The organism is Pedobacter folensis (genome assembly GCF_056490665.1).
This window is the reverse complement of sequence record NZ_JBWJIF010000003.1, coordinates 849,936-870,959: the sequence shown is the minus strand read 5'-3', so window position 1 is coordinate 870,959 and position 21,024 is coordinate 849,936. Positions and strand designations below refer to the sequence as shown.

14 protein-coding genes are annotated in these 21,024 nt (G+C 38.1%); 2 read left to right on the top strand and 12 right to left on the bottom strand.

Going from position 1 to position 21,024, the window contains the following annotated elements; translation table 11 throughout:
• Positions 1-33: 33 nt before the first annotated feature.
• The 3 genes from AC04QZ_RS18335 to lacZ all read right to left on the bottom strand — a co-directional run bounded on the left by AC04QZ_RS18335 (position 34) and on the right by lacZ (position 6,024).
• A complete protein-coding gene (locus tag AC04QZ_RS18335; RefSeq protein WP_478358939.1) occupies positions 34-1,542 on the bottom strand; it encodes a M60 family metallopeptidase in 1,509 nt (502 codons plus the stop codon).
• Between the two features lie 30 nt (positions 1,543-1,572).
• Entirely contained in the window at positions 1,573-2,772 is a 1,200-nt protein-coding gene (locus AC04QZ_RS18330; protein WP_478358938.1) for a glycoside hydrolase family 27 protein, read from the bottom strand.
• An 87-nt stretch (positions 2,773-2,859) separates the two neighbouring features.
• Entirely contained in the window at positions 2,860-6,024 is a 3,165-nt protein-coding gene (lacZ, locus tag AC04QZ_RS18325; protein WP_478358937.1) for a beta-galactosidase, LacZ type, read from the bottom strand.
• Positions 6,025-6,477: 453 nt separating this feature from the next.
• On the opposite strand from lacZ, the gene AC04QZ_RS18320 reads away from it, so the two are divergent.
• On the top strand, positions 6,478-8,721 hold the full coding sequence (locus AC04QZ_RS18320; RefSeq protein ID WP_478358936.1) for a peptidase domain-containing ABC transporter: 2,244 nt from the start codon (positions 6,478-6,480) through the stop codon (positions 8,719-8,721).
• A gap of 20 nt (positions 8,722-8,741) precedes the next feature.
• On the top strand, positions 8,742-10,061 hold the full coding sequence (locus AC04QZ_RS18315) for an HlyD family secretion protein (protein WP_478358935.1): 1,320 nt from the start codon (positions 8,742-8,744) through the stop codon (positions 10,059-10,061).
• A gap of 3 nt (positions 10,062-10,064) precedes the next feature.
• Here AC04QZ_RS18315 and AC04QZ_RS18310 read toward each other — a convergent pair whose 3' ends face one another.
• From AC04QZ_RS18310 to AC04QZ_RS18270, 9 genes are all read right to left on the bottom strand, one after another.
• Positions 10,065-11,300, bottom strand: a complete 1,236-nt coding sequence (locus AC04QZ_RS18310; protein WP_478358934.1) for a glycosyltransferase family 4 protein — start codon at positions 11,298-11,300, stop codon at positions 10,065-10,067.
• Positions 11,297-12,184: a hypothetical protein gene (locus AC04QZ_RS18305; protein WP_478358933.1), complete on the bottom strand. Its 888-nt coding sequence runs from the start codon at positions 12,182-12,184 to the stop codon at positions 11,297-11,299. The genes AC04QZ_RS18310 and AC04QZ_RS18305 overlap by 4 nt, the downstream gene beginning before the upstream one ends.
• A gap of 8 nt (positions 12,185-12,192) precedes the next feature.
• Positions 12,193-12,615: a hypothetical protein gene (locus tag AC04QZ_RS18300; protein WP_478358932.1), complete on the bottom strand. Its 423-nt coding sequence runs from the start codon at positions 12,613-12,615 to the stop codon at positions 12,193-12,195.
• A gap of 57 nt (positions 12,616-12,672) precedes the next feature.
• Positions 12,673-13,134, bottom strand: a complete 462-nt coding sequence (locus AC04QZ_RS18295; protein ID WP_478358931.1) for a hypothetical protein — start codon at positions 13,132-13,134, stop codon at positions 12,673-12,675.
• A 79-nt stretch (positions 13,135-13,213) separates the two neighbouring features.
• Positions 13,214-13,672: a hypothetical protein gene (locus AC04QZ_RS18290; protein ID WP_478358930.1), complete on the bottom strand. Its 459-nt coding sequence runs from the start codon at positions 13,670-13,672 to the stop codon at positions 13,214-13,216.
• 192 nt (positions 13,673-13,864) lie between these two features.
• The gene (locus tag AC04QZ_RS18285; protein ID WP_478358929.1) at positions 13,865-15,565 is read right to left on the bottom strand and encodes an alkaline phosphatase family protein; all 1,701 of its coding nucleotides are present in this window, start codon (positions 15,563-15,565) and stop codon (positions 13,865-13,867) included.
• A 19-nt stretch (positions 15,566-15,584) separates the two neighbouring features.
• Entirely contained in the window at positions 15,585-17,510 is a 1,926-nt protein-coding gene (locus AC04QZ_RS18280; protein WP_478358928.1) for a M60 family metallopeptidase, read from the bottom strand.
• Between the two features lie 15 nt (positions 17,511-17,525).
• Positions 17,526-19,292 (bottom strand): LamG domain-containing protein, encoded by a 1,767-nt coding sequence (locus AC04QZ_RS18275; RefSeq protein WP_478358927.1) that lies wholly within the window; start codon positions 19,290-19,292, stop codon positions 17,526-17,528.
• A gap of 24 nt (positions 19,293-19,316) precedes the next feature.
• Positions 19,317-21,020: a DUF5008 domain-containing protein gene (locus AC04QZ_RS18270; protein WP_478358926.1), complete on the bottom strand. Its 1,704-nt coding sequence runs from the start codon at positions 21,018-21,020 to the stop codon at positions 19,317-19,319.
• Between the last annotated feature and the right edge of the window lie 4 nt (positions 21,021-21,024).

Below are 21,024 nucleotides of genomic sequence, written 5' to 3'. Positions count from 1 at the left end.
GATTTGATTTGAGTTAATTTAAAATGGTTACGGCTAGTTTACCGGAGGAAAATTATAAGGTTTCCAGGCACGAAGCCCGCTTAATTCTTTCTGCGTTTCTTCACTTATGCCAACTCCCCAGGTATTAAAAAATGGAGCTAAATTTCTTTTCACCACATTAGAATACGTTTTAACCCACAAATCGCGTTTTTGCTGATCATTTAACCTGCCAATACTTGGTCCGATTTTTTGGTATTCTTTAAAAAAGGCTTTAAAGCTTTCCCATCCAAAACCTTCCTGCATTTGACGGAACATGATCAAACCTAAAAATGCATCGCTTTTCCATTTTTCATAACTGGCACCTTCAGCAAAGTATTTCTTCATCATTTTTTGTGTATTTGCACTCGATACGCCAGTATGCGAATCGTCTCTTCCGCCCATTAACCTGTCGAACATATAAATCGAAAAGAAGTTATTGCTCACTTCGGTTGTGCCACCAAAAACCCAGTTCAGGTTTTGCATGTTATGGCCAATTTCGTGGAAGAAGCCCCAGTTTGCACCGCCCTTGCTTGGTTTCATCAATAACTCCGGGTTGGCCATAATTTCGTTTGAAAGCATTTTTCTCGATGGTGAATGATGAATCATGATCGGATAACCACTGTGCATGTATCCTCCACCAATATGCTCGTCTGGTACCATCCGTTGAGCCCTGTAAAATGGCGCTGGCATATTGGCCAGGTCCAGTTCTCCCAGTACCACCAAATCCCATAATTTTAATACCTCTTCAGGATTTTTAATGGTTTGCAAAACACTATCTGGCAAGGTTAAAATCACATTTTCAGTGGCCATTTCGCCCCAGGGCGCTTTATTATTCTTTAATTGGTTCTCCCAATCGCTTTGCGTGCTTTTTCCCAATACAAAAAGAGGAGCTGCTACGGCGTGACTAATTTTGAAGTCAATTTTTCTACTTTCGGCCTTAGGTTTAACATTAATATAAATCAGTCCACCAAAAGGCGAGGCCAATCTGTTTTTTCCAATTACCAATTGCTGTTTTTTGGTGATAATTGGCATTCTGCGCCAATCTTCCTTACCAGCTACCCAATAGTTTAAACGATCGCTATGTGCGCCAATCTGCACTTCTAAATCATTTATATTGGTATTTTTAGGCACATCGATTTCGATATATTCGCCTGCTTTTGCATATAAACCCGTACTGTACATGGTCGCATTATCATAACCAGAGTAGCCCAGGGTTGACACGATAGACACTAAACTATCGGCCATTTTTTTATGCTCAATGCTTACGGTTTTGTTTACGAACTGAAAGCCCGCTTTTACTGCGCCTGGAAAAACCTCAGCAGATGGTTGTGCTTTGATATTCTTATAATCGGTACTTTTTAAGGTTTCATCACTCCATTTGGCAATGGCTTTTCTAAAAGCAGTGTCGTTTTTAGAAAGGGTGTGCTGTGGTGTAATGACGATTGTTGCCGGGTCTTTAGCAGCATCTTGAGCAAAGGCACTTAAGCCAGTTGCGACTAATGCAAGGGATAATAGTGATTTCATTTTGTGCTTGGTTTGTTGTTATTTAAGGTGTTAAACTTTCTTTAAGCGGAAAACCTTGGTTTCGTGAGCAGTTACCTCACCATTCCATTTATTATTTTTGCCAATTACTTTATGTTGCCATAAATCTTTGATCTCGTATTTATCAGTCAGGCCTAATTCGGCAAAATTTATCTTTGCATTTTGAGCAGCTATCGATTTATTTAAAATCGCTATGGCGAAATCGCCATTGGCTAAAGGGCGAACAAAAACATCCCAGATATCCGTTTTGATTTTTCTTTCGGCCTGTTTACCCAAAGCATCCTGGTTTAAAGCAATTACTTCTTCATTTGTAAAAATGGTTTTTGCTTCATTATCCATTTTACGGATATCGCAACTGGCATATAAAGGTGAATTAAGCATACTGTACAAACTCATCTGGCTCTGGTATTCAGCCTGGGTACAGCCTTTGCCATTAAAAGCCGATGAAGGGCCTTTTGTTCCATGTAAACCTGCCACTAGCATATCTCCATCGTTCCATCTCCCCGGACCTGAAAAGCTGGCCAATCCTGCGGTTTTATCAACAACGTTATAAATACCTACCCCACCTTTACCTTCTACATCATTCCATTTATCTCTGATATCGTAAGTGGTACGCCAGCTCTGTCCGCCAACCTGTGCACCCCAGTTCCAGGGTTCGCGTGGGCCCCATTCGCAAATACCTAATACAATATCTCTACCCGATTTGCGTAAGGCCTGTGCTATTTTGCCATAACGGGTTTTGGCCGTTTCCACATCTTCTGGTGCGTTGCAATAGTCGTATTTTAAATAATCTATCCCCCAAGAGGCAAAAGTTTTAGCATCCTGATCTTCGAAGTTTAAACTTGCGGTATAACCACCACAGGTTAAAGGGGCAGCATCAGAATAAATGCCCAGTTTCATTCCTTTGCTGTGCAGGTAATCGGCCAGGGCTTTTATACCTGAGGGAAATTTCTTTGGATCGGCAATGATTTTGTTTTTATTATCGCGGCCACCCTGCCAGCAATCGTCTAAAAAAATATACTGATAACCTGCTTTCACCATTCCACTGGTAACCATGGCATCGGCCATTTCTTTAATATCTTTCTCGTTCGGATTTTCTGACATGATGTTCCAGCTCATCCAGCCCATTGGTGGTGTAACCGCTAATTTTGGTTGCTGAGCAAGAGCGGTGAAACCAATTAATAGCATCGGAAACGTTAGTTTCAATTTCATAAATATTAGTCTTTTTGAATGGTATGGTCTATCAAAAACGTAAAACGGATGATCTTAATTCCATCATCCGTTTTACATTATCCATTACTATTTAATCGGTTTGATATAATAACTGTACTGGTAATCTTTAAACGGGATCTGATACTGAATTAATGGCATAGAGCCCCAGCTATCAATCCCCTGAACACCTAATTGTTGCATATCCATGTGCACATAAATCTGGTTGCGTTTTACCAGTTCGCCAGAGTGATATTGTTTTTTCTCGGCCTCTGGATCTAAATCTTCTACCGAATATGGCAATGCATTAAAATTCAGCAACTGATCGGCAAATTCGAAACGTAAGCCTTTACCAGCTTTATTGGTAAAAGTTACCCAGCGTACGTCGGTTTTATTACCACTTTCTTGTGGGCGTGCATAAGGAAAATACTGATCAGAAACCGTTGATTTATAAGTACCAATTAACGAAGCCGTTTTTCTATCTACATAATTTTCGCCCGGACCGCGACCATACCACTGGATATTGCTGTAATCGTTTTTCAGTTGTAAATCGTTACCGATACGCATTAAACTTTTGTAGTTGCCTGTCACTGCTTTAAATTGATTATTTACTTTTACAGTTCCATCAGCGGATACATTAAATTCTTGTGTGGTTTCCGCATCGCCTTTAAGTAAAGATGATTTAACAGTTAGGGTAAAGCCATCAGCAGTTGAATTTATAGTTGATTTAATATTACTTGTATTGTTATCCTGATATACATTACGCCACATGCGTAGTTTTGTGTTTAAACCTGCACCGATGTCATTATCAGTTGGTGCACGGTAAAATCCAGGCTGTGGACCAGAAGCCAGTAATTCTTGTCCTTTAGAAACATAACTTGTTAACGTCCCTTTAATTAAATCGAAAGTGATGGTAAAATCGCTTCCCTTAACCACCGCTTTTTCTGCTGTCTGCTCAACCTTCAAAGCTTTCTTGTTGCCACTATAAACATTGGCTTTTGGCGTACCTGCTAATGCAATCTGCTCGTAAGCAACTTCATAACCTTTTTCTAAAAATGGTTCAGCCGTTTTTAAGCGGTAATGAACGTTTAAGAAATATTCTTTTCCTGCAGCATAATTCGTTTTAAATGGCAGGCTTAACATCTGTGTTTGGCGTGCGCCAACATTCAGGTTACTTACTACCCCATTCTGGATCACTTTCCCATCTTCAACCAATTCCCAGTTTAATTGTACATTGCTGATATCTTTAAAGAAATAACTGTTGTTTACATTAATCTGCTTGGTGCCGTTAAAAGTAGTTTTAATATATTGATGTACTTTTTTCAATTCCACAGCCATTGGTGTCATGCCACGGTAGGCCGTAACTACGCCCTTTACACAAAAATCGTTGTCGCTAAAGTTTTCGTCAACGGGGCCGCTTAGCGGGAAATCTCCTCCATAAGCCATAATGCGTTTGCCATTTTTAACGGTATCGATTGCCTGATCTATCCACTCCCAAACAAAACCGCCCTGTAGTTTAGGGTTGTTCTCAATGGCATCCCAATATTCTTTAAAATTCCCCAAACTGTTACCCATAATGTGGGCATACTCGCTCATAATAAACGGACGGGTTTCTTTATCCTGTTTCGAATAACGTGGCAGATAATTTGGCGAAGGATATTGCGGAACAATCATATCGGTATTGAAATCACTCTCTGCCCTTTCGTACTGTACCGGACGGAAATCTTTTCCTTTAAGCCATTGGTAAGCTTCGTAAAAGTTAACACCATTACCCGCTTCGTTACCTAAGGACCAGGTAATGACCGATGCGTGGTTTTTATCACGCTCGTACATTCTGGTAATGCGTTCAAGATGAGGAATACGCCATTGCTTATCGTTAGCGAAAGTCGTTTCCAAACTGTAATAACGGCCATGCGATTCGATATTGGCCTCGTCGATGACGTATAAACCATATTCATCGCAAAGTTCCATCCAATAAGGATCGGGTGGATAGTGAGAATGACGAACAGCATTTACATTCAGTTTCTTCATCATTTCCATATCTTTCTCCATATCGGCATGGGTTAAAGTATGGCCTTGTGTGGCATTATGCTCGTGTCTGTTTACACCTTTTAAAAACACACGTTTACCATTAACCAATAAATCGCTGCCTTTAATTTCTACCGAACGGAAGCCCACGCGTTGTGGAATTACCTCGATTATTTTATTGTTTTTATCTTTTAAAGTGATGTAAAGTGTATATAAATAAGGGATTTCTGCTGACCAGTTTTTCACATTACTGATCTGTGTTTTAAAAGAAAGATCCGTTTTATAATTGCCTAATACTTTTTGAATGGTAGTCGCATCTTTCCAGACATTATTTCCTTTAGCATCAACTAAATCAAGCGCTACATAAAAACTATCCGGGCGACTATGGTTAGTACGCTGATCGATTTTATAATTTTCTACCGCTAAATCTACATTTAACAATCCGTTGGTATAGGTAGCATCCAAATTTCCAATAACTTTGAAATCGCGGATATCTAATTTTGGTGTTGAATATAAATAAACTTCGCGCTCTATTCCCGATATGCGCCACATGTCCTGGCATTCTAAATAGGTTCCATCGCTCCATCTGTACACTTGCAGTGCGATGGTATTTTCGCCAGGTTTAACATATTTGGTAATATCGAACTCCGCAGCCAATTTACTATCTTCACTATAACCCACTTTTTTTCCGTTTACCCAGATATAAAAAGCAGATTTTACAGCACCTAAGCTGATAAACACCTGTCTACCGCTCCAGTTAGCCGGAATATTGATTTTCTTCCGGTACGAACCTACCGGATTATTATCTACCGGAATATCGAATGGAGGATTCATTTTTGCACCTGTTAGCTGGCGGCCAGCAAATTCGTAAGGTTGATTTACATAAATTGGGGTACCATAACCATTAGTTTCCCAATTGGCAGGTACTTTAAAATTATCCCAGCCTTTATCATCAAAATCTACTTTGTAAAAATCTGTAGGTCTTTTACGTGGATCTTTTACCCAGTTAAACTTCCAGGTACCATTTAATGATAAAAAATATTCTGATTTTTCTTTAGCTCTTTTAGTAGCTAAATCTTGATTTTCGAAAGCAAAAGCCGATGCCCGCATAGGCAAGCGGTTTACTGAAACCACTTCGGGGGTTTGCAGTTCGGAAGGCAGATCTTGTGCACTGATTTGCCCCGCAATAAATAATGATGTAAATAAAATGGTTAATTTTCTCTTCATTCTGTGTGTATAATTTATTTTATTGATCCAAATTACTGATGATTAACTGATAATGATGAAAATGTTTTAGCGCAAACGTTTGAGTTTTAAATATGTTACCGAGCAGTTAACTTTAGGAGAACAAATTTTGTTATCTGCGCGTTAAAATCTTTGTTTATAACCTCTGCGATATATCGACTTCAAAGGCAGAAAAAACCGCTCCAATCAAACACAGCAAGGTTTTCTAATCCCCAAAGAAATGTTAACAAAACTGAAAATTATATTTTATAGAAATATTTAAACGACGAGATTTTGAGTAGGCTATACAAATGCGGGAAATTAAAAATGAGAACAAGAAAGCAGTGGGCCTTTTAAGCAGGAATAATCAAACGTTTGCGCTAAAATAGCAGAACAGTTAGTTAGGCTGAACATTTTTTTATGGGTATGTTAGTAAGCTAATTATACATCTACTTAATGCCAATCTCTAGATTTCCGTTGGACAGACAAATGGACATGATGGACTGTGGTCCTGCATGTTTGAAAATGATTGCCAAATACTATGGTAAATTTTATTCTTTGCAATATATGCGGGATAAATGTGGTATTACTAAAGAGGGAGTATCTTTTTTAGACCTAAGTCATGCCAGTGAGGCCATCGGACTTCGTACTCTTTCGATAAAATGTACTGTTGAAGACCTGCTGCATAAAATTCCTTTACCAGCCATTGTTCATTGGGATAACAGCCATTTTGTTGTTGTTTATAAAACGAAAGCAAAGAAAGGTTTAGATTTAAGTCAGGGCACTATTTATGTTGCCGACCCAGCCAGAGGTTATGTAAGCTACAAATCTGACGAATTCGCTTCAAAAACCATAAAAAAAGGCTATGGCGAAGAGCAGGAAAAACTGGTTTTAATGGCTATTGAGCCTCAGGCAGATTTCTACGAAAGGCAGGCTAATGAAAAAATAGATCGCCGCAAGACCTTTTATAATTTCTTAAATTATTTCAGGCCCTATAAAAAAAGCTTTATCAATTTATTCGTGGTAATGTTATTGGTAACCATTTTGCAGGGATTTTTGCCCTTTATTAGCAAGGCAGTAATCGATGTTGGGATACAAACGCACGATCTTAACTTTATTAATGTAGTGCTGATTGCAAACATTGCCATTTATTTAAGCATACTGCTGAGTAATATGGTTAGGGATTGGATTCTGCTCCATGTTACCTCAAGGGTAAATATAGCTTTGATTTCTGATTATCTGATCAAATTAATGGTGTTGCCCATTACGTTTTTTGAGAACAAAATGACTGGTGACATTTTACAAAGGGCGCAGGACCATGAACGCATCAGGAGTTTTATCATGAACAACTCTCTGAACATGGTTTTCTCTACGCTAACATTCATTGTATTTGGTATCATTTTGCTCATTTATAATACGGTCATTTTCTGGATCTTCCTGATTGGTAGTATCCTATATGTTGCCTGGGTTATGGCCTTTTTAAAACTCAGAAAAAAGTTAGACTGGGAGTATTTTGAGCTGGTTAGTAAAAACCAAAGTTATTGGGTGGAGACAATTGCGAGTATACAAGATATCAAAATCAATAATTACGAAAAACCAAAGAGATGGAAATGGGAAGATATTCAGGCGAGGTTGTACCAGGTTAATTTAAGGGTTTTAAGCGTTACCAACACTCAAAATTTAGGTGCCCAGTTTATAGATAATTTAAAAAATCTTTTTATTACTTTCTTCTGTGCTAAAGCAGTAATAAGTGGCGAAATGACATTCGGAGTGATGATCTCCACACAATTTATCATCGGGATGTTAAATGCACCTGTGGTACAGTTTATCCAGTTTATTATCTCATTTCAATTTGCCCAGATTTCGTTTTTGCGTTTAAATGAAATCCATCAGCTTGAAGATGAAACCGAAAATGTAGGAACAAACCCCATTGATTTACCACAAGACAAAAGCCTGGTTATTAACAATCTGGGATTTCAATATACCCCCACTTCTAATCCGGTATTAAGAGGTGTAAGACTGATTATACCAGAGGGTAAAGTAACCGCAATTGTTGGTGATAGTGGAAGTGGAAAATCAACCTTATTGAAATTGCTGTTGCGCCTCTACAAACCCAGTTATGGTGATATTAAAATTGGCAATATGAATGTCAATAATATTAGCCTTAAACAATGGCGGGATAAATGTGGAGCGGTAATGCAGGATGGAAAAATTTTTAACGATACTATTTTAAACAATGTAGTTCTGGATGATGAAAAAATAGATTACGAAAGGCTTAAAAAGGCATTGGATACTGCAAATATTGCTTCTGAAATTGAGGCCTTGCCTCTGGGTTATCAAACCATGATGGGAGAACAAGGACGCGGATTAAGCGGAGGTCAAAAACAGCGGGTTTTAATTGCGAGAGCCTTGTACAAAAATCCCGATTATCTATTTTTTGATGAAGCAACCAATAGTTTAGATACGCTAAATGAAAAGAAAATTGTTGATGCCCTAGACCAGGTTTTTAAAGAGAAAACAGTTATTGTTATTGCGCACCGTTTGAGTACGATACGCAAAGCCGATCAGATTGTGGTTATGCAAGGAGGAACTATTGTAGAAATGGGTAATCATCAATCATTAATGACCCAGAAGGGAAAATATTTCCAATTGGTGCAATCGCAAGTAGAGGTTGCTGAAACTGTAGAACCTTTAAATTAACCATACCTTATATAAACAAAATGCACAAGGATTCTGAAATCTATCACCATAAACAGCGTACTGAGCAGGTACAACATATTATAGAAAGAATGCCCACTAAGTTCGGTTTATGGGTAAGTATAATTGTAGGTTTTATTTTTATATTACTTTTTGTATTTGGCTGGCTTGTACGCTATCCGGATGTTGTGCCCGGACAAATTGTTATCAATTCAAATATCTCACCTATTAAGCTGGTTGCGAATGGCAGCGGCAAGTTAAAGCTGAATGGAATTAAATCAATGGATGTGGTTAAAGAGGGACAAATTATTGCTTATATAGAAAACCCTACAAATCCGGCCATTGTTTTTTATATAGATAGTATGCTTAAAGGCTTTAATCCTTCCAAAGAGTCTATTCTTATACTCAAAAACCGGTTACCGAGTACTTTATCCTTAGGTGAGTTAAACAGCAAGTATTATGCTTTTGTAAGTAGCCTGCAGGAATACACCAATTATAAATATGATAAATTATTTGACAAACAAGGGCAAAATTTGGCAGATCTGCTGGTAGAACAGGAAAAAGCGATGGAGAGTGCCAAAAACAGGGTCGAAATGGCTAAAAAATCATTAACCTATGCCCATAAGTTTTATCAAAGAGACTCTACACTTTTTAAAAACAAGGTCATCAGTGAGGCTGAACTGGATAAAACAGAAATGAGTTACATCTCTAGTAAGGATGCACTGCAGGCTGCCATTAATAACCTCGTGCAAACCAAACAAGGTAGCCAGCAAACTGAGGGAAAAATACAAGAATTAGATATTCAAAAGCCGGAGAAAAACGATGAGTTGAATATTAAACTTATTTCTGCCTATAACGATCTTGTTGATAATATTAAAAGCTGGGAACAACGTTATGTTTTCAGGGCACCATTTGGCGGGAAAGTACAGTTTTTAAAATTTTATAACGAAAATCAATTCTTGCAAAGTGGCGAACAGGTATTCACCATTATACCCAATAATGAAGACCCGATTGGCCAGGTTGTTTTACCTGCAAATGGATCAGGAAAGGTTAAGATCGGTCAGGAAGTAATTGTGAAACTAGACAATTATCCTTACATGGAGTATGGGAGCATAAAAGGCCACGTTACCTCTATTTCCATTACCACCAACACCGAGAAAACAGAAAAGGGAGATATGGAGACCTACCTCGCTTTAGTGAAATTTGATGATGGCCTTAAAACCAATTATGGGAAAAAGCTCGATTTTAAAGCCGAAGCCAAAGGCAGCGCCGAAATTATCACCAACGACCGAAAATTAATTCAAAGATTATTTGATAACCTCAAATATGTGGTGAATAAATAAAAATTAACTTAAATAAAGTTCAATGGTTTTTTCTGCCATCTGCCTGGCGGTAAAGTGTGCTTCAAATAAGGCCTGAGCATTTTTACTCAGTTTATTTCTCAGTTCCTCATTTTTGTAAAGGCTTAACATCTGAGCGGCAAGATTTTTTTCGTCAACTCTGCCTAAAGTATCTGTTTCTACTTTAATCACATTTATTTTATCCTCAAAAGGTTTTTCAAATGCAGGGATATCCGAAACGATTATAGGAAGTTGATTAGAAAGCATTTCTAGTACGACAAAACTGCTCTGTTCGGTAAAGGAAGGAACCAGGCCCACATTGGCAATTGAATAATAATTATTAATTTTCGATTGATCTACATAACCGGCGAACACTACTCTGGCGCAAAAATCAGCACACATTTTGGTATATACCCCATAATCTCCTGCCCCAACAATAAGTAATTTAGCATTTGGTATCTTTTTCAAAAGTTTGCCAAATGTTTTAACCAATAGATCGAGTCCCTTTTGTTTATTCATTCTGCCGGCAAAAAGAAAGATAAAATCATTTTCATCAAATCCCATTTTTCGCTTTTGAGCCGGCACATCAAACTTCTTAACTGGGTTTTTCAAATTTAAGCCATTTGCAATCACTGAAATTTTTTCGATAGCATTTTCGCTGTAATGTTTTTTCATAAAGGATTTACTATCCTCGTTTAAACAAATTACATGGTCGGCAATCTGATACATTCTTTTTTCGAATTGGATAGAGGTTATCCGCATCTTCTCATGATTATCCTTAGGAGCCACATTGCTCCATTCTTTTAAGAACTTCTCATAATCATTTTCATAAAAAACCCGCCATAATGAAACGTGATTGGTATAAATTAATTTAAAATCATATTCCTTGGCTAACTTTCCGAGTTCGTATTGCAAAACAAAATTTAAATGAAAAACGATATCAGCCGGATCTTTAAAAAATTCCCCCAATAAACAGAAAATCTTTCTCGCTAAAACAGGCTTAATGGGCACTTCTACGTTTGGCTTAATCAGCTTATCCTTAAAAGAGATTTTTATTTCGTTTACATTGGCATTTATTGGCTTTATCAAAAAGTCTTCAACTTCATTGAATACAATTTTAACAAAATACAACTTAAAAAAACTTTCCTTTTCAGCGAGTGCTTCTATAAGTTGATTGGCGTAGGTACCAATACCATGTCCAACGGCGTCAGACGGGGTTTCAAATAAGAAAATTTTTTTCATAGGTAATTGAGCAATTTGTAGTAATCATATTGCTCTTTAAAATCTCTTTTGGGCGCAAATAACATTTCTATGCCGAAGTCTATTTTCTGGTAATAAGTTGCACGCTTTAAATTTTGCTCCAGCAGGCCCTTCTCTACTTTTGGTATACTTTCTTGTTTAAGGTTCTTCATCAATAGCTCATCCAAAAAATCCTTAGGTGCAATTTTATCATTCACATCACCTAGTCCTTCGGTTTCACCTATTGCGTTTAACACGAATGCTAAATCACTATTTAAAGGGATAACATTTAAGGCTAACCGTTTCTTAAACTCCTGAAAGAAAAAATTATAGGTTTTTATATAATTCTTATCAAAAGCTTTTAACAAATGAAGACTAAAAATAACGTTATTGATATTTTCATCTTTATCTAAATTCAGGGTATCTCTTTTTGAAAAGGCTATTTTTAAACGATTATAAAGATCTTTTGGTAAGGTCTGTTGAAGGTTTCTTTGTTCAATATAGAGCATCGCTATTAAAGCCAGGCTAAATCTTGTTTGTGGCACGGTAACCAGCTTAATACAATGATGATCTATTTCTGCCAGCAATTTATCAAGCGATAAATTCATAAAACCCCAATGATTGAACTTTAATAAATAAAGTCCAATCACTGGGTAAATCGTAACAGGTAAGTTTTTCTTAAGATTGCCACAATGTGTTATTAACTCCTCCACCAGGGCAAAACCCAGGTGATTATAATATTCATCCTGATAACTTTCGGCATATCTAAAAATATAAAAGATAGATTTTATATGTTTTCGCAAATCTAAACCGTTTTGCGTTAATGGATAATTATTATCTGTTAAAACAGTTTTATTTATGGCATCTAAGATTGACTTATTTTGCATGAAGCGTATTAATAAGCGGATGTATAAAATACGTAACCACCAGAAAACTGATCTGCGTACATCGTTGCATCAAAAGGAAGAGCAGCAAAAGATTGATTGAACTGATCTATTATATAACCTGAAGTCACATAGTCATAATAAACTGCCTTTCGATCTTCAGTAACTCCCTGAAAATATAATCTCTCGGGTGTATTATCATCGTAATCGCCTACAAATTCCAGAGAAGAGCCATTTATGCCCACATATGCTCCTTTCGAATGAACATCATCGTCGTAAAAGGATGTTATGTATCCCCCTATTTCGAAATCTCCAAGATATTCTGATAGATTCGCAGGATTGTATATCCCCAGACCTCCTGCAACTGAAAGCTGCTCATTTTGAGTTAATGTTTCAAAATTGTTTTCCAACTCCTTTAATGTTTTAATTTTCATAGTTTAAAGATTGAAGTTTAATTATTTTATTGATTTATAAATTTGTTTGGAATACTGTTAATTTGAATAAAAACGAACATAACCACCGGTAAACTGATCATAATATTCATGTATGGTCGTATAATTCGGATCGTCTGAAGGCATGTCATAGGTATGAGCGAACGATTGATTATAGGCATCTAAAAAATATCCGCCTGTAACATTATCTACATAATATGCCTTATAATCTTCTGTTACAAATAAGATTTGAAATCTATTATTATAAGGATCTCCATAGCCACTTGTAAAGCCACCGCCATCTATCCCTGGTTCATAAGCAACTACATATCCTCCTGAATTCCAATAATCATCATCATAAAAATAGGTTATAAAACCAGCATTTGTAAAATCCATATCCCCTAAATACACTGTAGGATCTGTTGGGCTGTAAATGCCTGTTCCTCCAAGCATAGCCGCTTTCTCCTGGTGAGTCAAAATTTCAAAATTGTTTTCTACTTCTTTTAATGTTTTAATTTTCATGGTTTAAATTTTAGGTATGGTGTTTAATTAAACAATATTAAAACTTGGGTACTTAGCACCGCGCTTATTTACTTAGAAATTAGTAAATAGAGTAAAAATATACATAGCCGCTGGTAAACTCATCGTAGTATGCGGTAACGGTATTATAACCTGGCTCTGAAGAAGGGGCCGAATAGTCAAACTTAAAAGATTCGTTATATCTATCTAAAAAATAACCGCCTGTAAGCGTATCTTCATAATATCCTTTAAAATCTTCGGTAACATAAAGCAGCTGAAATCTATTATTCTGGTAATCACCAAGTCCTGAAGGAGAGCCGTCAATTCCGGGTTGATAGGTTATGGCATAACCACCAGAGCTTCCTGTACCCTGATCTTCAAAATAAGTGATATAACCAGCGTTTGTGAAATCCAGATCCCCCCAATACTGTGTCGTATCTGTTGGATTATAAATTCCTGTTCCGCCGAGCATAGCAGCTTTCTCCTCATTGGTCAAAATTTCAAAATTGCTTTCTACTTCTTTTAATGTTTTAATTTTCATAGTTTAAATTTTAAGTGTTAATTAATTATAATTACTTCCTTATAGGTTAAATATTTTGCGACGACTTATATCAGCAATCAATCAAAAAGCGTGGTTCATTATTGCTTATTTGATGTCGGTATTTAATAAGAATAAACAAAAAAACCCTTTACCGCCACAAGGCGGCAAGGGTCTCACTAACTAAACTAACTACTATTTTAAAAATTCTACTTCGTACTGGTTCAGAAAAGGGTTACCATCAAAACCATAGTCTGCTAAAATTTTAATGTTCATCCAATACAGCGAAAGTGCTGAAACATCACCTAAAGAAGACACATAAGATTTAGCTGATGCTACATAATTAGGATCCGGAACAGTGCCTGCAGGTACATCTATACCAAGGGATGTCCATTTGTACTGACCAGATAACACCATATTATATCCTCCCGGAGCTTTGTTTCCGATAAGGCCGTCTGCACCTTCATCAATAGGCCAGAAGCCTGTTAAGTTGGCATAATTAGGGTGTTGTTTAATATCCTTTAAGGCAATATTATTTAAAATCGTTGCTGTAGACAAGGCCGTATTAAAGTATGCCAGATTTGCAGCATAAAAATTTGCTGAACCTGAACCATCAACTTTTTTAAACCCAATTCTCAATTTCTCAGAAAGTGCTGATAAACTTTTATGAGTAGCGATATTACCGGTTGCAGTTTGCACTCCATCCATGTAAGTGGTAACCGTCCGCGTAGTGGCATTCACATTTTTAACTGTAAAGGTAACGGTATGCCATTTACCATCTGCCCCTGTTAATGCCACATCAATCTGACTTCTACCTACACCAGAAGCATTTAATGTTCCACCCCAGCTGGATCCAATTGCGGCACCCGATTCAAGCCATAGCCATCCCGTTTGGGCGCTCCCGTCAATCCCCGTTCCTTTTGACAAAATACACGGATAACTGGTTGTACTTAAAAATTTAACCTGCATCTGTACGGTGAACTCGTTTGTTTGTCCTCCACCATCATAAAGACCGTTATCACTTGGCACCTCTGCATAAATTCCCGTATTGTTAAAAAGAACCGTATTAAATCCCATTTTTTTCAGTTCCTGTTGCTTTAACGAAGGATTATAGGTCATCATAAAACCATTTGTTGGTGAGGTACTGCTACCGCCATGGTTACTGGTTATAATCACAAGCCAATCTTCATTGCTATAGGTTTTTCTGGCTTTCAAAGCAGTCATAATATCGCCTATATAACCATCAGTTGTAGTTACTGCGCTTTTATAAGCTGCATTTGCTGCAGAAAAGCCCCCATTTACACCTGCTGTTTCTACATCCCTAAAATTAACTACTAATGTGCCCAGGCCTGTTTGGTTAGTTAATATGGCAATCGTACTATCTTTTACGGCTATATCAGTACTTACTACGGGAGCAAAATCGGCATTACTTAAATATTTGCGTAAGTTTACCCATGGGGTTACCACACCTGTTTTTACCGCTTTAAACTGGGTGATATAATCCAGCATATTGCGATAAGAAGTGGTTGGCGTATGATCATCATCATTCGGATTGCGACTACGTTCAAAATTATCGTTCTGCACCTGGTGTTTAACAAATCCGGTACCGGTTAACATACTTACCCAGCCGCCAGCATCTGAAATACCGCTATTGGTACTGAAGGAGTATTTGGCATTTTTTTGCATCGCCGTAAAGTTTGCAGGTGCAATGGTTTGTAATTCATTTCCTCCAAGGCCATCGATTCCGATAACCAATACTTTTCTTTGTTTACCGACAGTTCGAATCAAATCTTCGTAAACAGGTGGTGGGTTATCGTATTTTTTACAGCCTAAAACACCTGCCAACAAAGCGAAGGTACCGGCTATGAATATTGAAGTTTTATTGTTTGTTCTCATTTTCTTAGCTCTTTACTGTTTATTTAATTACACCTATTTCTGATAATGATGCTAACGTATTGTTGGCTGTCCAGCTGTTTTTAAGAATTACCCTGAAATATTGAGCATTAACTGCTCCTGCAGGGAATAAGAAATCGTATCTGGCAAATGCATTTGGTATCTGAGCTGTACCTACGCTGGTAAAAGTTACATTATCATTACTCACGAAAACCTCGATATCTTTCGGACGTTGTGCCGTAGAATTTCTTGGGAAGAAATACATACCTTTTGCCGATGCTCGGTTACCCTGGCTTAACAAAATTGTGAAAGGATAGGTTTGTGCAGCTGTTGGCGCAGGCGAATACTGTGAGTGCCAATAAGTTGTGTTGTTACCGTCTAACATATTTGCCGGAGCACCTTCATTAGATTGATTTGAACTTACCGAAACGATTACCGGTACAATAGCAGCCGTACCCCCTGTTTTATTAAGCGGATTATATGTCCATATCTGTGTATTTAATTGCGGGTATTTTGCAGCAACTTTATCTCTTACAGTTGGACTGGTTAAAATACCCCAGGCATCGAAAAATGGTCCTAAATCTATTTGTGTATAATCAGATAATTTCTCGTAAACAAAATTATGCATGGTGATATCGCTGGTGTTTAAGCGTGGTGCATGTCTGGCTTCCGAATACAAATAAGTCATGGCACCATAACCATATTTTTCAAAAATCTGCACAAAAGGCGTCATCCGTTTAAACGGATCGTTCATGGCCACATCTGTATCGAAATTTTTAACCCCAGCACCGGAGGCATAAGCAATAGCTTGTGGAAAACCGCTTGAAACTGCCGGATGAAGAATGTTATAATCAGCCCCTATCCTATTAGCTACTTTAAAACTGAACAGGTTATTGGTGGTTTCGCCTAAAGTACTCCAGCTCCATACCTTACCTTGCTGGCAATTGTGTCCGAATTCGTGATAAGAACCCCATTGACCAGAACTGGTACTGATGGACTTTAAGCTCGTAAAGCTTTTAAACCACTCACTGTCATTTAACCCCACAAAAGGAAAACCACTGTGACCATAACCTGCTGATAACTGAATATCCAATACCCCTCTCCACGGCCCCTGCGGGCTTCTGTCTTTTATATCTGGCGCATTATCTGATAAACCCATCCAGGCATTATAATCCAGATCGAATACATCGTTCCATTTGCCGAAAGCTACTGTTGGGTTAGTATAAGGTTCTGATGATGAAAAGGTAGCTACAATTTTATCTCTCGGTACCAGGAAAATTACCCTTTTGCTGCGTAACTCTAACCAGGGTACCTGCGAAGCTTTTACTTTATTTACCCAGTCTGCATCGACGGTTTGTCCCAGGATAAAATCAGGAGAAACACAAGCGTTTGTAATGGTAAATTCTACAGGATTAGGATAAGCTCTACCCGCACGGATATAAATGGTACCACCATACAAATTACGTACATAGTTAGCACCAGCATACAATTGCTGACGCATATAAACAACCGGATCTCTTAATAATGGAGATTTCCCTGCGAGATTATCGGTATGCCCTCCAACCTGAACAGTTAAACCTTCAATCCCTGCCGGAACCTCTATTTTAACCAATTCGCCTGGTGCAGCGTAGTAACCTGTACTGTACTGCGGCTCTGGCGCTACCGAAATACGCAGATTGTCGGTAGTTTGATCCGTAAAATTTAAATCCAATGTGAACTTGGCATTTTGTACACGGGGCTCCGATTGATCGACTAAGCCCGGGAATACCCGTGCTTTGGCATACATCGACTTATCGATCACCTTCATATTGGTGTCAATCTTGCCTGCAGCAACATTCTGAGAATCGTCAGGGTAACCATCCGGAATGTTGTAACCGTATTTTTTACAGGCTGTTACCCCTAACAACAACGTAACAGCACATGATATAGTGAAATGATTAAGTTTCATATTTCTAATATTTAATTAGTTTGTTGGAAAAGTAACTGAAGGGTTATAAAATTTACCCATTAAACTCCATTGGGCCGGTACAGCAATATTCATCCAATTGTAGATTAACACCGGAATATCAACACCGTTAGGCACAGCTTTAAAAGCGGCTTCAGAGATTGCCGGAGAGAGATTTGGAGAGATATCAGCAAAACTCGTCCAGTTAGGTGTTCCTACTAAATTCATTTTAGGTGATTTTCCAGTCACATCATTTATTACATTTCCAACACCTTCGTCACCTTTAAAATAGGCTATTAAATTATTGTAATATGGATCTGTTATGGGAGTTAAAGGTGTTTTTTTACTCGCCGCTATAATATCGGCATTCGGAATGGCTATATTATAAACTGCAAATTCGGTAATAAAACAATCCACACCAGTATATTTTCCAAACTGTAAAGGTGCTGTGGTATTTAAATTTCCATTAGCTCCACTTACGGTTAGGGCTAAATTAGCGGTTTGCGCAGCTATACCATCAACAAACATACTGGCTGTATGGGTAGTGCCATTATTAAAGAACCTTACTGCAACAGAATGCCACTTTCCATCATCTAACTTTTGAGATGTTGGCCCTTTTGCCTGGGTGTTAGCAGTAGTCCCTGGGAAACTCGTATTAAAACTAATGATACCACCATCATCTTTTATAAAGGCCCAACCCGGTACGCCTCCGGTTATTCCACTAGTCAATCCTCTTTTTTGGAGAATTGCGCAGTACCCCGAATTTCCGGCACTTCCATCCCAACGGATGTTAAAACGGATGGTAGCTTCAATATTAGTACCTAAATTTAAAAAATTAGGATCACTTTGTACCGCACCATTGGTAGCATTTACCTTAGGGCCAATTCCGGCATAAGGCAAGTTACTTACATCAGGTTTCACTACGGCATTCGGTTTAAATTTAGGGTTGTAAAAAGCCACGAAAGTATTACGGGAATCATCAGCATAGATATTTGATCCGGCATTACCACCTGAAGTAGGACCGCCACCTTTGTTGGAAGCGATTACTACTAACCAGTTTTCGTTAGCATAGGTTTTCCTGGTGCGTAATGCAGCTAAGATTTCTCCTACATAACCATCTAATGTATTAATGGCAGTGGCATATGCTGCTGTTGCCGCGGTATATCCATTAGCAGCACCAGCCGTTTCAGCGCCATGAAATTGTGCCACTAATAATGACGGGTTACTGGTTGTTAACTCCGTAATCACTGCAGTTTTAACACCTGCATCATCAGACAGGGTTTGTTTAACACTGGCATCAGCAGCCAGGTTATCGTTAAACGCTGCTGTTGATCCGAACGATACTGTTCTTGCAGTTGGTATAGTTGATTTAATTCCAGTAAATAATGTCGGGGCAGTTTGCAGATTTAAACCTGTAAAAGCCTCTGTAGTAACATTATGTTTGGTATAATCTACCCCAGTAAGCATAGTTGTCCAGGATGCTGCATTGGTTATCGCATTTCTCTGGTAATCGGCTACACCATCATAAGAATAAATTGCATTATTAGTAATTTGAGTAAGATTAGTTGGAGCTAAAGTGCTCACTACCGAACCTTTAACGCCATCTAATATAATGTACAATACTTTTTTAGCATTAGTACCTAAACCAAGCGTATCATTTTTGAATGAGGTAGGTAGTACACTATCAAAATTTTTGTTGCAGGCCGAATGGAGTAAAACAAATCCCAAAACGAGTGCAGCACTCATCGTTTTTATATTAAAAACTGATATTATATTTCTTTTCATATCTATATAATTAAAAGTGTACAGTTAATTAGAAATGATTAATCTGAGTACGTTATGTGGCAATATGGAATTAAACCTGCTGATATCGCCCACCAAAACAACCTGAGAACCATTTGACACTGGTGTTTCGATCATATCGTATACCCTGCCCTGGAAACCGCCGGTATTGTTGTATCCTACTGCCAGTTGTCCATTTGCTTCAAGTATCATAAAACCCTGGCGTAAATAATCTCCATATTTATTAAATGAGCCCGCTACGAGAATTTTTCCGTTGTTTAATTGTGAGGCAAAAGTGGCTAAGCCCCCTGTAATCAGTGCCCCCGTAAATGTACTTACAGTAGAACCATCAGGATTAAGCAGTGCAAGACCAGAAGATGCCTTTCCATTAAAACTTGTGAAGTTTCCACAAACCACAATTTTATTGGTGGTTGCATTGTAACGGATAGAATAAACATCACCATCAGCACCGGCACCAGCGTTGAAACTCTGATCTACAGAACCATCCAGATTTAAACGTACAATCCGGTTTGCCGTAACGCCATTAAACGAGCTAAAGCTACCCACCAGAATCAGTTTACCGTCAGTCTGCATCATTGCATCGATAATTGCTCCATTACCTCCAGCAGCACTTTGGCGTGTGTTTTTATTATAATGGAAAGTTGAGTCCATTGATCCATCTGCATTCACGCGAACCATCTGTTTCATTCTGGTTACATCATACACCTTATCATCATAAGTAGAGTTTGGATAATACATTCGCTTAAAATTCTGGAAATTACCAATGATGTAAATCTGTTCGCCAAATACAAAAGTTTTCCTCACCATACCATCAACTCCGGCATTAAATGCGGCAACGGTATCGCCGTTTTTCCACAGTTGTTCTGGTTTAGGATTAACTATGGGCACCAAAGAGTTACCCAATGCATCTTTATCTGCAGTTTTTATGGTATCTAAACTACCATTGGAATTTAATCTCACAATGTTGTTCAATGTTTGGCGATTGGTACGGGTAGAATTGTAGGCTGTAAAACTGCCGGCCACAATGTATTTACCATTTTGAGAACCCGTAGTAATGCGGTTAATGGAATAAATGGTTTGACCAGCACCAACAGCACCTTTACCAAAACTTACACCTGAGGTGCTATAAGCCCCATCTGCATCTATCTGGACGATACCGCCATTTGGAAGTGCTGCTGTACCTTTTTGTTCAAAGTTGCTAAAGCTGCCTGTTAACCAGAACAAACCAGTTGGCAGCTTCTCTGCGTCGTAAACCGTTGTACCTCCTGAGCCCGAAACAGATCCTGCTCCGTTTACAATCTTAAATGAAGGATCTACAGCCACTTTACCGCCAATTTTAACAATCGGGCCAAAAAAGCTCTGCCCTTGGGAAGTAATCCAAACGCTACCTGTACTGGCCACTAAAGGCACTTTAAACTGTATCGTACTATCGGTATAATTTAATACTTCAGCTTCGATCTCATTTACATACAGTTTAAAATTATCCTTGTATTTCATTAAGCCCTTTACCTGAAGATTTAATGTCGTGCCTGCACTTACAATATCAGGATCGGTTGATTTAGAGATAAAAGTAATCCCTAAAACCTGTTTACCACCTGCATAAGGATCATCGGCCAGTCCCTCACTTTTTTTGCAAGCAACCATTAAGCTGGCAAGGCAAACCGCCGTTGCAACCAATAAGCTTATTCTATATTTTATGTTTGTTAACATGTAT

Coding starts and splice junctions, on each gene's coding strand:
- AC04QZ_RS18335 (WP_478358939.1), bottom strand. CDS start 1,542: ATGAAATCACTATTATCCCTTGCATTAGTCGCAACTGGCTTAAGTGCC.
- AC04QZ_RS18330 (WP_478358938.1), bottom strand. CDS start 2,772: ATGAAATTGAAACTAACGTTTCCGATGCTATTAATTGGTTTCACCGCT.
- lacZ (WP_478358937.1), bottom strand. CDS start 6,024: ATGAAGAGAAAATTAACCATTTTATTTACATCATTATTTATTGCGGGG.
- AC04QZ_RS18320 (WP_478358936.1), top strand. CDS start 6,478: ATGCCAATCTCTAGATTTCCGTTGGACAGACAAATGGACATGATGGAC.
- AC04QZ_RS18315 (WP_478358935.1), top strand. CDS start 8,742: ATGCACAAGGATTCTGAAATCTATCACCATAAACAGCGTACTGAGCAG.
- AC04QZ_RS18310 (WP_478358934.1), bottom strand. CDS start 11,300: ATGAAAAAAATTTTCTTATTTGAAACCCCGTCTGACGCCGTTGGACAT.
- AC04QZ_RS18305 (WP_478358933.1), bottom strand. CDS start 12,184: ATGCAAAATAAGTCAATCTTAGATGCCATAAATAAAACTGTTTTAACA.
- AC04QZ_RS18300 (WP_478358932.1), bottom strand. CDS start 12,615: ATGAAAATTAAAACATTAAAGGAGTTGGAAAACAATTTTGAAACATTA.
- AC04QZ_RS18295 (WP_478358931.1), bottom strand. CDS start 13,134: ATGAAAATTAAAACATTAAAAGAAGTAGAAAACAATTTTGAAATTTTG.
- AC04QZ_RS18290 (WP_478358930.1), bottom strand. CDS start 13,672: ATGAAAATTAAAACATTAAAAGAAGTAGAAAGCAATTTTGAAATTTTG.
- AC04QZ_RS18285 (WP_478358929.1), bottom strand. CDS start 15,565: ATGAGAACAAACAATAAAACTTCAATATTCATAGCCGGTACCTTCGCT.
- AC04QZ_RS18280 (WP_478358928.1), bottom strand. CDS start 17,510: ATGAAACTTAATCATTTCACTATATCATGTGCTGTTACGTTGTTGTTA.
- AC04QZ_RS18275 (WP_478358927.1), bottom strand. CDS start 19,292: ATGAAAAGAAATATAATATCAGTTTTTAATATAAAAACGATGAGTGCT.
- AC04QZ_RS18270 (WP_478358926.1), bottom strand. CDS start 21,020: ATGTTAACAAACATAAAATATAGAATAAGCTTATTGGTTGCAACGGCG.